At 66.6% G+C, this 13,142-nt stretch carries 11 protein-coding genes; 2 read left to right on the top strand and 9 right to left on the bottom strand.

Going from position 1 to position 13,142, the window contains the following annotated elements:
• Positions 1-62: 62 nt before the first annotated feature.
• From ACX80X_RS14285 to ACX80X_RS14265, 5 genes are all read right to left on the bottom strand, one after another.
• Positions 63-2,060 (bottom strand): glycoside hydrolase family 3 protein, encoded by a 1,998-nt coding sequence (locus ACX80X_RS14285; RefSeq protein WP_459312439.1) that lies wholly within the window; start codon positions 2,058-2,060, stop codon positions 63-65.
• A 34-nt stretch (positions 2,061-2,094) separates the two neighbouring features.
• Positions 2,095-3,033, bottom strand: coding sequence for a carbohydrate ABC transporter permease (locus ACX80X_RS14280; protein ID WP_459312437.1), 939 nt, complete (start codon positions 3,031-3,033; stop codon positions 2,095-2,097).
• Between the two features lie 4 nt (positions 3,034-3,037).
• Positions 3,038-3,979, bottom strand: a complete 942-nt coding sequence (locus tag ACX80X_RS14275; protein ID WP_256470811.1) for a carbohydrate ABC transporter permease — start codon at positions 3,977-3,979, stop codon at positions 3,038-3,040.
• Between the two features lie 23 nt (positions 3,980-4,002).
• Entirely contained in the window at positions 4,003-5,277 is a 1,275-nt protein-coding gene (locus ACX80X_RS14270; RefSeq protein ID WP_459312435.1) for a sugar ABC transporter substrate-binding protein, read from the bottom strand.
• Positions 5,278-5,512: 235 nt separating this feature from the next.
• A complete protein-coding gene (locus tag ACX80X_RS14265; protein ID WP_459312433.1) occupies positions 5,513-6,706 on the bottom strand; it encodes a LacI family DNA-binding transcriptional regulator in 1,194 nt (397 codons plus the stop codon).
• A gap of 93 nt (positions 6,707-6,799) precedes the next feature.
• Here ACX80X_RS14265 and menD point away from each other — a divergent pair, with 93 nt between their 5' ends.
• Positions 6,800-8,494, top strand: coding sequence for a 2-succinyl-5-enolpyruvyl-6-hydroxy-3-cyclohexene-1-carboxylic-acid synthase (menD, locus tag ACX80X_RS14260; RefSeq protein WP_459312431.1), 1,695 nt, complete (start codon positions 6,800-6,802; stop codon positions 8,492-8,494).
• 124 nt (positions 8,495-8,618) lie between these two features.
• Here the strand turns inward: menD and ACX80X_RS14255 are convergent, their stop codons facing one another.
• The 4 genes from ACX80X_RS14255 to ACX80X_RS14240 all read right to left on the bottom strand — a co-directional run bounded on the left by ACX80X_RS14255 (position 8,619) and on the right by ACX80X_RS14240 (position 12,710).
• Positions 8,619-9,422: an amino acid ABC transporter ATP-binding protein gene (locus ACX80X_RS14255; RefSeq protein WP_252598541.1), complete on the bottom strand. Its 804-nt coding sequence runs from the start codon at positions 9,420-9,422 to the stop codon at positions 8,619-8,621.
• 11 nt (positions 9,423-9,433) lie between these two features.
• Positions 9,434-10,225 carry an amino acid ABC transporter permease gene (locus tag ACX80X_RS14250; RefSeq protein ID WP_252598540.1) on the bottom strand — a complete coding sequence of 264 codons (792 nt, stop codon included), beginning with the start codon at positions 10,223-10,225 and terminating at the stop codon, positions 9,434-9,436.
• A 113-nt stretch (positions 10,226-10,338) separates the two neighbouring features.
• The gene (locus ACX80X_RS14245; protein WP_459312429.1) at positions 10,339-11,139 is read right to left on the bottom strand and encodes an ABC transporter substrate-binding protein; all 801 of its coding nucleotides are present in this window, start codon (positions 11,137-11,139) and stop codon (positions 10,339-10,341) included.
• A gap of 224 nt (positions 11,140-11,363) precedes the next feature.
• The gene (locus ACX80X_RS14240) at positions 11,364-12,710 is read right to left on the bottom strand and encodes an isochorismate synthase (RefSeq protein WP_459312427.1); all 1,347 of its coding nucleotides are present in this window, start codon (positions 12,708-12,710) and stop codon (positions 11,364-11,366) included.
• 24 nt (positions 12,711-12,734) lie between these two features.
• On the opposite strand from ACX80X_RS14240, the gene ACX80X_RS14235 reads away from it, so the two are divergent.
• The gene (locus ACX80X_RS14235) at positions 12,735-13,130 is read left to right on the top strand and encodes a hypothetical protein (protein WP_459312425.1); all 396 of its coding nucleotides are present in this window, start codon (positions 12,735-12,737) and stop codon (positions 13,128-13,130) included.
• The last annotated feature ends 12 nt before the right edge of the window (positions 13,131-13,142 follow it).

Genomic DNA, 13,142 nt, shown 5'->3' with positions numbered 1-13,142 from the left:
CCACACCAGCCCCCGCCAAATACGTCGGGATCAACCTGCCCGAGACCAAAACACCCCAAAAACTAGCCCAGTGACTCCACACAGCTTGACAATTTTCGAGCGTTTGGCTTTTGGAGGCCAAAGGTGAGAGAGCGTCCTAGTCGATCAGGCCGGCGCCGGTTATTGGAGGTGGCCGTTGCCGGCTCTGGCAGGCTCAGGCCGTGCCCGAACGGGAAAAGGGGATCGGCGGTATCGCCGGGGACGTCGGATCGGGATGCACGCACGGCATCCATCGACCGCGGGATCTCGAACGGCAGGCGCCCTTCGGGCCCGGTCCGTCCGAACAGGGCGTCCAGGAGCGCCGTGTCCGACACGCCGAACGTGCCGACCAGGGCTGAGGTGAAGCCGGTTAGGGGTGTGAGGATCGCCGGGCGGTCCAGCCGCACGTCAATGACCAGAGGTACTTTTTCGGCCAGGGTGCGGAGCCGGGAGATCAGCCCAGGAGGGAAATCCAGGCTCCCAGCATGGAAATGTTCCTCCAGGAACAGGTCGTTGCGGTGGTCCCACGGCGAGTGAAGCCGGATAACGGCAACATCCGCCTGCTCCGGGTCCTGCACCACAGTGCCGAAACCGTCGAGGCTCAGCGGGTCCACGCCCTCCACATAGACGGCAGGTGAGCCGGAAAGCGGAAGGGAGGTCCCGACGTCGGACGTTCCGTTGGTGAGCACCGTGACGGACCGGGACTGCGCACGGTGTCCTTCGCGCCGGAATTCGGCGTTCCCCACGATGGTGGCCGCGGCGTCCTCGTCCACGAACGGGTTGTCGAACAGGCCCAGCTGGAACTTCACCAGTAGCAGCCGGCGGGCGGATTCGTCCAAACGCGACTCGCTGACCAGCCCGTCCCGGACAAGGCCGATGAGCAGGTCGGTGCATTCCTCGCCGCCGAACTGGTCCACGCCGGCGTTGAGGATCTTCAGCATGCGTTCGGGCGCGGTGAGCTGTTCAACGCCCCAGGCCCGGGCCGGCAGGACTTGGTCGCCCACGATGTTGTCGTTGACCAGTTCCCAGTCGCTGAGGACCACGCCGTCGTAGCCGAGCTTGTCGCGGAGCAGGTTGGTGATGATCTGCCGGTTGTAGCCGAAGCCGACTTCCTCAACCGGTTCGCCGTCGAGTTCCACGCCCACCGGCATGCCGTAATAGGGCATGATGGCGCTGGTCTTTTCGGAGATCGCGGCCCGGAAAGGGGCCAGATGTTCGGCGAAGCGGCCGCCGGGGTAGACCTGTTCGCGGCCGTACGGGAAGTGCGCATCCTCGCCGTCGCGCTGCGGACCGCCGCCGGGGAAGTGCTTGGTGGTGCAGGCAACGCTGTCCGACCCCAGCTCATCGCCCTGGAACCCCTGGAGGTACTCGACGACGTACTTCGAGCTGAGCTCCGAGTCCTGCCCGAAGGTTCCCGCTTGCCGGCACCACCGCGGTTCGGTGGCCAGGTCAACGGTGGGGTGCAGCGCCGCGCGGATCCCGACGGCGGTGTATTCCTGCCGCGCGATCCCGGCGAAGCGGCGGATCAGTTCGGCACTGCCCACCGCGGCCAGGCCGATCGGCTCCGGCCACTGCGAAAAGTGGGCGGCCGTGAACGAGACGCCGGAGTTTTCGATGAACGCATGCCGCGGGTCCGTGGAGATGGTCACCGGAATCCCGTGCGGGGTCTGCGCGGCAAGCTCCTGCAGGGCGTTGCTCCAGCGGGCGGCTTCCCGGGCGGTGCCGAGCGCATGGACGTTGAAGTGGTTCATGAACTTGGTGAGGATTACCGTGCTGGTGGGCGATTTGCTGATGTTGCCTGGCTGCTCAAGGAGGGTGCCGTCCGGGCCGGTTTCGATGACCGTGTGGAACATCAGCCCGGCCTTTTCCTCGAGGCTGAGGCGGGTCACCAGATCGGCGGCGCGTTCACGCGGGCTGAGGCCGGGGTTTTCGAAGGGATCCATGATCCCGTTTCCGTTGAGGTCCCGGAACTCTTTTCCGTCGGCGTTTCCGTCGGCGACGGACGTCCCGGGGCGTGCGTGATTCTGGGGTTGTGCAGTCATGGGGCTCTCTCGGGGAGGTTGGGCGGGGGAGCGGCTACTTGATGCCGGTGGCCGCGACGCCCTGGATGAAGTACTTCTGGAGGGCAACGAAGAGCAGGATGATGGGCGTGATCACTAGCACCGAGCCGGCCAGGAGCAGGCCGTAGTCCGTGGCGTTCTGGCCCGTGGAGTAGAGGGAAAGGGCCACCGGGAGGGTGTACATTTCCTCGCTCTGCGCAACAACCAGCGGCCACAGGAAGTTGTTCCAGGAACCAAGGAAGGTCAGGATGCCGAGCGTGGCCAGCGGCGGTCCGCACAGGGGCATCACAATCCGCAGGAACGTGCGCAGCTCGCCGGCGCCGTCGATCCGGGCGGCCTCGATGAGCGAATCCGGGATCCCGGCGATGAACTGCCGCATCAGGAAAACACCCATGGGCGCGGCGAGGAACGGCAGGATCAGGGCCGGGTACGTGCTGACCATTCCCAGTTTGCTGACCAGGACGAACAGCGGCACAAACGTCACCACGCCCGGGACCATCAGCATGACCATCACCAGCAGGAACAGGAAACGCTTGCCGGGGAAGTCCATCTTCGCCAGGGCATAGCCCACCATCGAGCAGAACAGCAGGTTGCCGAGCACCGTGAACACGGCCACCACAACGCTGTTCAGGAAGAACGTGCCGATCTGCAGCTCGGTGAACCAGACCAAGAAGTTCTCCAGCGTGGGCTGCTCCGGCCACCACGTGATGGGCCGGCGGAGGAGCTCGCCCTGGGTTTTGAACGCGCCGAGCAGCATCCAGGCAAACGGCAGCAGCGTGGCGGTGACAGCGACCAGGAGGGCCGCGTAGATCAGCGCCCGGCGCGCGGACAGCCGGGGGCCAGTACGACGGCGGCGGGCCGGGACGGGCGGCGACGCCGGCACCTGGGTGCCTCCCGCCGTCGTCCGTTCCGCTTGGGCGCGGGGGATGGTTGGTGCAGTTTCCGGGATGGTCATGTCCTCAGTCCTTGGATCGCAGGGCGCGGAATTGGATGAGGCTCAACAGCGCGATGGCCACGAAGAGCACATAGCTGGCGGCCGAGGCGAGCCCGTATTTGCCGAACCCGAACTGGTTGAACGTGAAGTAGCTGACCGAAAGGGTGGAGTCCAGCGGGCCGCCCTTGGTCATCACGAACGGCTCCTCGAAGAACTGGAGGAAGCCCACCGACAGCAGGACTGTGCCCAGGAGCAGGGTGGGGCGGAGCATGGGCAGCGTGATCTTCATGAACCGCTGCCAGGCGCTGGCACCGTCCACTTCGGCGGCCTCCAGGATGTCCGCGGGGACCGTTTGGAGTCCGGCCAGGAAGATGATCATCAGCGTGCCAAGGTTGCGCCAGACGGCGAGCAGGATCAGTGCCGGCATGGACCAGGTGGTGCTGTTGAGCCAGTCCGGGCCCGCGATGCCCACCCAGCTGAGGATGAGGTTCAGCAGGCCGTCCGGCTGAAGGATGAAGCGCCACACCACGGCTACGGCCACAATGCTGGTGACCACGGGAGTGTAGAAGCCCACGCGGAAGGCCGTGCGGAAGCGGGTGATGCCGTTGTTCAGGGCGACCGCGAGGGCCAGGGCCAGGACGGTGGTGAGGGGGATACCGGCCAGCACGAAGTAGGCCGTGTTCAGGATCGAGTGCAGGAACTGTGGATTCCGGAACAGTGCCGCGTACTGGTCAAGCCCTACGAATCCAACAGCCAGCGGGTTGTCGATGTCGCGGCTGGTGAAATCCGTGAAGGACATCAGGAACGACGACACCAGCGGACCCAGCATAAAGATGCCGAAGATCAGGACGAACGGCGCAGCGAACAGCCACGCGGTGATGGCGTTGCGGCGCCGGCGCGAGCCGCCTGCCCTGGCCTTTGCGCGGGCCGGAGGCCTGCCGGCACCCCTTGAGGTGCCGGCAGGCATCGTGTTGGTGGTGGCAGCCACTGTTACTTCCCGGTGCCGATCGAATCTGCGGCCTGCTGCAGCGACTTCAGGGCTTCGGCGGGGTCCTTGCCGGCCTTGACGATCTGTTCGATTTCGCTGTCCGCGGCTGCCGCGACCTGGGTCCAGTTGGGGACGGACGGCGGGTTGTTGGCGGACTTGAGCTGGTCTCCGAAGACGGAGAGCTTGCTGTCCGACGCAAGGGACGGGTCCTTCCAGGCGCTCTGCTGCGAGGGCAGGTCACCGGTGGCCTTGTACCACTTGAGCTGAACCTCGGGCTTGGACAGCCACTGGAGGAGCTTCCAGGACGCATCGCGGTTCTCGGACTTCTTGAAGACCACCATGTTGGAACCGCCCACGAAGGACGTTGAGGTCTTCTCCTTGGGCATCGGGGCAACCTTGTACTTGTCCTCAAAGCCTGGGCCGCCGGCCTTGTTGAGCAGGCCGACGTGCCATGGGCCGCTCATCATCATGGGGGCGGAACCGTCCACGAAGGATGCTTCGGCGGTGGTTCCGGTGGACACGGCCTTGGATGCGAGCCCGTCAGCGAAGAAGCTGGCGTAGTACTTCAGCGCCTCAGCCGCTTCCGGGGTGTCGAGGGTCCACTTGGTGCCGTCGTCGTTCATCAGCTTGGCGCCGTTGGACCACTGGAAAGGGAGGGTGTCCAGGTAGGAGCCGGCGACGCCGGCGGGCAGCTGGACTCCGTATTTTGCCCCGGACTTCTCCTTGAGTGCCGTGGCGAGGGTTTTGAAGTCATCCCAGGTTTCGGGCGCCTTGGTGATGCCCGCCTTTTCCGCGAGGTCGCTGCGGTAGTAGACCACGCGGGTGTCAACGTACCAGGGCACGCCGTAGGTGGTCCCTTCGACTTCGGTTGACTTCACCGAGCCGGGGAAGAAGTCGCTGGTGTCGATCTCCTGGGGTGTGGCGTCGAAGGAGTCGGCGAAGTCACCCATCCAGGTGGTGCCCATCTGGGCGACGTCCGGGGTGGTGCCGCCTGCGATGGCGGTCTGGTACTTGCTGAGGGCGGCGTCCCAGGGGATGGCCGTGACGTTGACCTTGACGCCGGGGTTCTCGGCCTCGAATTCCTTCAGCAGGGCGGGCAGTGCCTCGCCTTCGCTGCCCTGCGCCCACAAGGTGATGGTGCCCGACGGCGGCCCGGAGGCAATGGCTTCGGCCGGAGACGATGCGGCGGGGCCGGCAGAGTCCCTGCCGCAGGCGGTTAGGAGCAGGGCGGCGGCGATGCCGACGGCTGCTGCCTTCTTAGCATTCGGATGGATCATCATTGTTCCTTTCGTGGTTCCGCGGGCCGGCAGGTGGCACGGCGCGGAGGGAGCAGGAGAGGTGGAGCCATCCCGCCAGAAACTATCTAAGCGCTTTGATTCGATTCGTAAGGTCAATCTAAGCGCATTGAATGTGATGTTGGCAACAGCTGGCGCTAAGTTTTTTGTACGACCCGGCGCGAAGGGACACTTGAGGCCCGGCGTCGTGCGGTGGCCGTAAGCCTGACCCGTGTGCCTAGACCGGCTGGCAGCCGCAGCTTTCGCGCAGCACCACGCGCACGGGCAGTTTCAGATCCGCCGGGGGCTTCTCCGGGTGGTCCAGCCTGTCCAGGAGCAGCTCCACCATGGTCCGGCCCATCCGTTCCATGGGCTGCCGCACTGTGGTGAGCGAAGGCCGGATGACCCGCCCTGCGGCGATGCCGTCGAAGCCGGTCACGGCCACGTGTTTCGGCACGTTAACGCCGCACGCGGCCAGCATATCCATAACAACCAGCGCATCCTGGTCGGTGGCGCAGACAAAGGCCTGCGGCAGGGAGCCCTGCTGGCAGATGGTCCGGACAGTTTCCGCGACGGCGAACTCGCCGCCGGCGGGATACCGGGGCTCGTGCCGCATCTTCACGCCCGCATCGGCGAGGGCGCTCCGGAATGCCTCGAGCCGTTCGTCGTTGTCGGAGGACGGCATGGCGCCGATGAACATCAGCTCGGTCAGTCCATGCACATTGATCAAGTGCTCGGTGATTGCACGCGCTCCGGAAGCGTTGTCCACGGTCACATGGTCCATACCCCGGTTACGCAGGCTCTCCGAGACCTCCACCACGGGGATGCGGCGGGCTATGCGGGCCAGGGCCTCGACAGGAACCGAGCGCGGGAACACGGCCAGCCCGTCAACCCTGCCGGCGATGTCAGACAGCACCGCTTCGTTGTTCGCGGGATTGCCGCCGCCAACCAGCAGCGCCTGCCCCCGGCGCCAGCACTCCAGTTCGACACCGCGCTGCACCTCATCCACGTATAGGGGGAATAGGCGGAGGTTCCCCTCCTCACTGTCTCCGTCCAAAGGGTCGCCGCCCTCAGGGTCCGCGCCCGCGGCCGGCTCCTGCGGGATCCCGCCTGACAGCCCACCCTGCGCGCCGGCCAGTCCGCCCGGCCCGCCCGGCAGCCCACCCTGCATACCGGGCCCACCCTGCACGCCGGGGCCTCCCGACGGATCCAACAGGTAGTCGTAGGCGAACAGGCCCAGGGCGCCGGTCCTGCCGCGTGCGAGTCCGCGGGCGCTGGCACTGGGCACGTAGCCCAGTTCGTCGGCGGCAGCGAGCACCAGTTCGCGGGTAGACGCCTTGACCTTCTCCGGCTGCCGGAAGGTAAACGAGACGGTTGCAATGGAGACGCCCGCGCGTTCGGCGACGTGGTAAACAGTGGGGCCCTTTGCCATGTGATTCTCCTTCTGGTCCGAGTCTATGCGCTTAGTACCTGCGCGCGGGAGTCCCGGGACAGGCAGGCGTCCTCAGGATGGCAAACTGGTTCGGTGACTTCCCTGAACTCCCTCGCCGCCGCGCGGATCGCCGTCGACGCCCTGATCGACGGTGGTGTCCAGTACGTGGTGGTCTCGCCGGGATCGCGTTCCGCCCCCATGGCCTACGCCCTGGCCGAGGCCGAAGCGGCCGGCCGCGTGGACCTCCTGGTCCGGATCGACGAACGCAGCGCAGGCTTCACGGCGCTTGGCCTGGCTCTGTCCACCGGCTCTCCGGCGGCCGTCCTCACGACCTCAGGCACCGCCGTCGGGAATCTCATGCCTGCAGTGATGGAGGCCAACCACGCGGCGGTCCCGCTGGTGGTGCTGTCCGCTGACCGGCCCGAGGAGCTGCAAGGGACCGGTGCCAACCAGACCACCATCCAGCTGGACCTGTTCGGCGAGCACGTGCGCTTCGCCGCCGACGTCCCGGCCGGCAGCAACCCGCTGCGCGCGGTGGAAACGGCGCTGGCCGCGGCCACCGGAGCGTTTTCCGACCTCGCACCCGGGCCCGTCCAGCTGAACCTGGCGTTCCGCGACCCGCTGGTTCCCGCACCGGGGGAGGGGCTTCCGACGGCGGCCGGGCATCCCCGGTTCCGGATCGGCACCGACCCGCTCACCATGAATCTGCCGCCCGCCGCTGCCTCCCTGGAGGAAAGGCGCACCGTGGTGCTGGCAGGGCACGACGCCGGGCCGGTCGCCGAAGCGTTCGCCCGCGCACACGGCCTGCCGCTGCTGGCCGAGCCCTCCTCCAACGCCAGGTTCGGACCCAACGCCGTGGGCCCGTACCGGCTGCTGCTGGAGCACTTCGGACCGTCCGCGGCGCTGCCCATCGAACGGGTGGTGATGTTCGGCCGGCCCACGTTGTCCCGCCCGGTTGCTGCGTTGCTGGAGCGGGCCGACGTGCCATCCGCGCTGTACCAGCCGGTTCCCGTGGCCTGGTACCAGCCGGGCCGGCGCACGGAACTTCCGCTGGAGAACCTGGCCGACCTCTCCGATTTCGCCGGCCGCGGCCCGTCCGACTGGCTGGATACCTGGCTGCTAGCCGGGGCCGCCGCGCAGCACTCGCTCGACGGCGTCCTGGCCGCCGAGCCCGCCGCTTCCGGACCCTCCGTGGGCGCCCAGGTCTGGCAGCACGCCCGAGGCCAGTTGGTGCTGGGATCCTCCAACGGCATCCGCGACGTTGACCTGGCCGGCCTGCCCGCCGCCGAGCCCTTGGCCACGGTGTACGCCAACCGCGGCCTCGCCGGGATCGACGGCACCATCTCCACCGCCACCGGGATTGCCATCGGCGGCCGCCAGGACACCACGCTGCTGCTGGGTGACGTCACCTTCCTGCATGACGCCGGCGGCCTGCTCCTGGGCGCCAGCGAACCCGAGCCCGGGCTCCGGATCGTGGTGCTGAACGACGCCGGCGGTGCCATCTTTGATCTGCTGGAGCACGGGGCTGTGCGTGAATCCGGACGCTATGCGGACGCCGTCGAGCGACTCTTCGGCACCCCCCACACCGTGGACATCGCGGCACTCGCGGCGGCGTACGGCGTCGGGCATTGCTCGGTAAGTACGACGGCAGGACTCGCCGAAGCGCTCGCCGCACCGCTGAAGGGGCGCAGCATCATCGAAGTCCGCACCGACCGTGTTGGCCTTCGCGCCCTCCACGCCCGCATCAAGGCCGCCGTCGCCGCCGCCGTGTTCGCCGTCGGAGCGTAGGATCGCGCTCGCGGCTGGCTGACGCGCGGAAGACCCTATGACGCGCATATGCCCTGTCGCTACCGGTACTTCGGTGGCGACAGGGCATATGCGCGTCGACAGGCAGGCAGCGCGTCGAAAGCGGCTACTCTTCGATCTCGATGTGCGTCGGGTCCAGGACTCGGCGCAGGAACTCCTTGGTGCGGGCCTGGGTGGGTGCGGAAATGACCTGCTCGGCCACGCCTTCCTCCACCACCACGCCGCCATCCATAAACACCACGCGGTCGGCAACTTCGCGGGCGAAGCCCATCTCGTGGGTCACCACCAGCATGGTCATGCCCTCCTTGGCGAGGTTCCGCATCACCGAGAGGACATCGCCCACGGTCTCGGGGTCCAGCGCGGAAGTGGGCTCGTCAAAGAGCATCAGCTCGGGGTTCATGCTGAGCGCCCGGGCAATCGCAACGCGCTGCTGCTGGCCGCCGGACAGCTGGTCCGGGAAACGGTCGGACAGGTGCCCCAGGCCCACACGGTCCAGGTTGTGCTGGGCCACCTGATCGGCCTCTTCCTGGGACCGCTTCAGGACCTTCGTCTGCGCGATGGTGCAGTTCCGCTTGGCATCCAGGTGCGGGAACAGGTTGAACTGCTGGAACACCATGCCCACCTTGCGGCGCATCTTATCGATGTCCACGTCGGGGTCGGTAGCTTCGAAGCCGCCCACGTGGATGGCGCCCTCGTTGGGCTGCTCCAGGAGGTTGACGCAGCGCAGGAGGGTGGATTTGCCGGAGCCGGACGGGCCGATCAGGCACACGACTTCGCCGGGGGCAACGTCCAGGCTGATGCCCTTGAGGACCTCGTTGCTGCCGTAGGACTTGCGGAGGTCCTTGATGGACACGCCGGCCGCGTTGATGGTGCCGGTGTTGCCGGCGGAGGAATTTACGACGTCGTTCATGGCTTCCCTGCCTATCGCTTGGTCCGCGCGGAGCGGCTTTCGAACTTCCGGGCCAGGAGGCTCAGCGGGATGGTGATGACCAGGTAGAAGGCGCCGGCTACGAGGAGCGGCGTCAGGCCTGCGCCCAGGCTGGAGATGCCGTCGCGGCCGAACTTGGTGAGCTCGTACTGCGAGGCGGTCAGGCCGAGCACGTAGATCAGCGAGGAATCCTTGGTCAGCAGGATGACCTCGTTGGTCAGCGGCGGCAGGACGATCTTGAATGCCTGCGGGATCACGATGGACACCATGGCCCGCCACTGCGGCATGCCCAGCGAGCGGGCTGCTTCCAACTGGCCCTTGGGCACAGCCTGCAGGCCGGCGCGGAGGGTTTCGGCGATATATGCCGAGGCCACCATACCCAGCGAGATCATGACCACGAGGGTGACGTTCCACTGGACGCCAAACGCGAGAGGGACACCGTAGCCGAACGCGATAAACACCAGCAGCGCCGGGATGCCGCGGAAGAACTCGATGTAGCCGGTGGCGATCCAGCGGTACAGCGGGAAGCTGGACAGCTTCATCAGGGCCAGCAGCAGGCCGCCGGAGAGGCCCACGACGAAGCCGAGGAACGTGTAGACCAGGGTGTTCTTAAGGCCCACCAGGATGATGTCCGGGAACATCGGGCCGATCTTGCCGAAGTTGAAGACACTGGTGCCGACGGTCTTCCAGTCGGTGGCCAGGACCAGCGCGGCCACGGCCACAACGAAGATGCCGATCTGGACATACAGGCTCACTTTGGCCCGTTGACGTGCGGTCATTGCCATGGGGTGCTCACATTCATTTGCGTGGCTGAGGCCCCGGACGGGCTGCAGCGCAGTCCGTGCGGGGCCCCAGCGGCGTGGTTCTCAGGGCTGTGAAGGTCAGTCCGGGGTGCCGGCTACTTGGCGGTCTCGCCGAACCAGGTGGTTTCGAACTTCTTCAGGCTGCCGTCGTCGGTCAGGCGATTAAGGGTTCCGGTGACCTTCTCGGCCATGGCGGTGTTGCCCTTCTTGATGGAGATGCCCAGCTTCTCGCCCGTAGCGTAGTCATCCACACGTTCGAACTTGGGGTCATCCTTGATGGCGTAGGCCAGGATTGACTGGTTGCCCAGGGCCGCGTCGATGGTGCCGGCCTGGAGAGCCTGGACCAGGAGGCCGCTGTCCTCGAACTGCTGGGCGTCGATGCCGTTCTCCGCCGCGTACTTTGCGCCGGTGGTGGCCTGCTGGACACCCACCTTCTTGCCCTTGGCGCTGTTGATGTCCGTGATCCCGGACGCCATGGTGGCCACGAGGGTGAGGTCATCGTCCATGTACGGGTTGGAGAAGTCCATGACCGACTTGCGGACATCCGTGATGGAAATCGAGGAGATGGAGACGTCGCAGCCGGTGAGGGCTGTTCCGGTCTCGATGGCCTCGAAGGAGCTGTCCACGATGCTGAGTTCCGCGTTGAGGTCCTTGGCTACTTCATTGGCGATGTCGATGTCGAAGCCAACGATCTTGCCGTCCTTCTGGAATTCGAAGGGCTCGTAGGGGACGTCTGAGCAGACCGTGAGCTTGCCGGCGTTGATGAGCTGGATGCCGCCCTCGGACGCTGCCGGGGTGGTGCTGCCGCCGCAGGCAGTGAGGGTGAGTGCGCCGGCGGCCAGGATTGCTGCTGCCTTGGCAGCGAACTTGGCCTGGGCCAGGGACTTGAGCTGCATGTTCTTTACCTTTTGTTGCAGGGGTAGGCGGTACTAAATCGGTTCATAGTGTAGCGCCGAATGAGAGATGTGCATCACATGAAACTTAGTTTTACTATTGGATAACTAAATCACAGCCTAAATCAAGACCCGGGAGGCCGCCCGTGACTGGAATTCCGGACACGCCGCCCATGTAAGTAGCGCTAACTGTCGTTTTGGACGCTCAAAACGACAGTTAGCGCTACCTAGTTGGAAATCCCCAGTGACTCCAGCATCGGCCGGAACTTCGCCCACGTCTCCGCCAGCTCGGCCTCCGGTTGGGAGCCATCCACTATGCCGCAACCGGCATATAACCGTACGGTATGCGGATCCTCAATCACGGCGCCCCGCAGGGCGATGCCCCATTCGCCATTGCCGGCAGCGTCGAGCCAGCCCACCGGCCCCGCGTACGGGCCACGGTCCAGGTGCTCAAGCTTGCGGATCAGGGCGCCGGCCACCAGCGTGGGCGTGCCACAGACCGCGGCCGTGGGATGCAGCGCATTGATCAGCGCGAGGCACGTGGGCACGTGGCCCTCCACTTCGGCGAGCTCCGCTTTTACGTCCGACGCCAGGTGCCATACGTTCGGCAGCTCCAGTATGAACGGCTCGTCGTGCGCGTTCATGGCCTCGGAAAACGGTGCCAGCTGCGACGTCAGCGACTGGATCGCGATCTCGTGCTCATGCCGCTGCTTCTCCGACCCGGCAAGCACCCGCTCGGCGTAATCCATGGGAATCCCGGACTCGCCGTGCGCATCGCGGCGGTCCAGCGTCCCGGCCAGCACGCGCGCCTGGGCAGTGCGGCCCTCCACCTGGATCAGCATCTCCGGGGTGGCGCCCACGAGCCCGTCCACGCCATACGTCCAGCATTCGCGGTACCGCACGGCGAGCTCGCGCAACACCTGCGCGGCGTTCACGCCCGACGGCACCGTGGCCACAATGTCCCGCGCCAGCACCAGTTTCTCCAGCGCACCGGTCCGGATCTCCGCCACGCCGTCGGCGACGGCGGCCATCCAGTCTTCCTCGCTGAGCGAACCGGTGTGCAGTGTGGCCCCGTCGGCGGAAGGCAAAGGACGCACGACGGCGCCGGCCTCACCACCGGCGGGGACATCACCGGCGGTGCTGCCATCGCTCAGCCAGCCGGCCAGGGCGGCGAGGGCGCCCGCCTCGGTGAGTTCGCCGCCGTCGACCGTCAACTGGGTGAGCCAGTACCGGCCGTCGCGGACGCCCACCACGATCTCCGGCACAATCAGCCGCGATACATGGGTGGACTTCTTGGAAAACGCGAACGATCCGAAAGCCACCGGGCCGGTGCCGGGCAGCTCCACCGAGTCGGTGATGTCCGCTTCGAGGACCAGGTGGCGCCACCAGATATCCGCTTCGAGAAAACGCTCCGGGCCGGTGGCGGTGAAGCGGGCGATCTCGCCGAAGCCCACCAGGCCGGCTTCGCGGCGGGTCCAGCAGAGGACGTCGTCCCGGACCAGGAACTGCGGCAGTCCGCCGGCGGACGCGGTGCCATCCAGGGGGACGGTGAGGGTGCGGAACGTGCTCGTCATGATGAGACAACACTACTCCCGCGCGTGTCAGGCCCGGGCCGGACGCCCCGTGCGTCGCTCGGGCACGGCAGGGGCGGAGAACAGGTCCGGCCGTGCGGCGCGCATGCTCGCGACGTCGTCCAGGACCTGGGCGGTGTCCTCGCGGCCGTGCGCCGCGGCGGCACCGTGGTCCAGGTGGGCAACCTGCCGGCCGGGCCCGTGACGGCCGAGCTCGCCGCACTCGTTTTCCGGGAGATCGATTACCGCGGGACCTTCCGCTTCGCGAACGAGCTGGATGACGCCCTCGCGTACCTGGCGGACGGGCTGGACGTTGAGCCGCTGCTGACGCACACGTTCGACGCCGGTGACGTGGCCGAGGCGTTTGCCGTGGCTTCGGACCGGGGCACGGGCTCGTCGAAAGTCCTTCTCAAGTTTGTCTGAGACAATTGCATG

It is taken from the genome of Pseudarthrobacter sp. MDT3-1, assembly GCF_054510755.1.
This window is presented reverse-complemented; position numbering and strand designations above follow the sequence as displayed.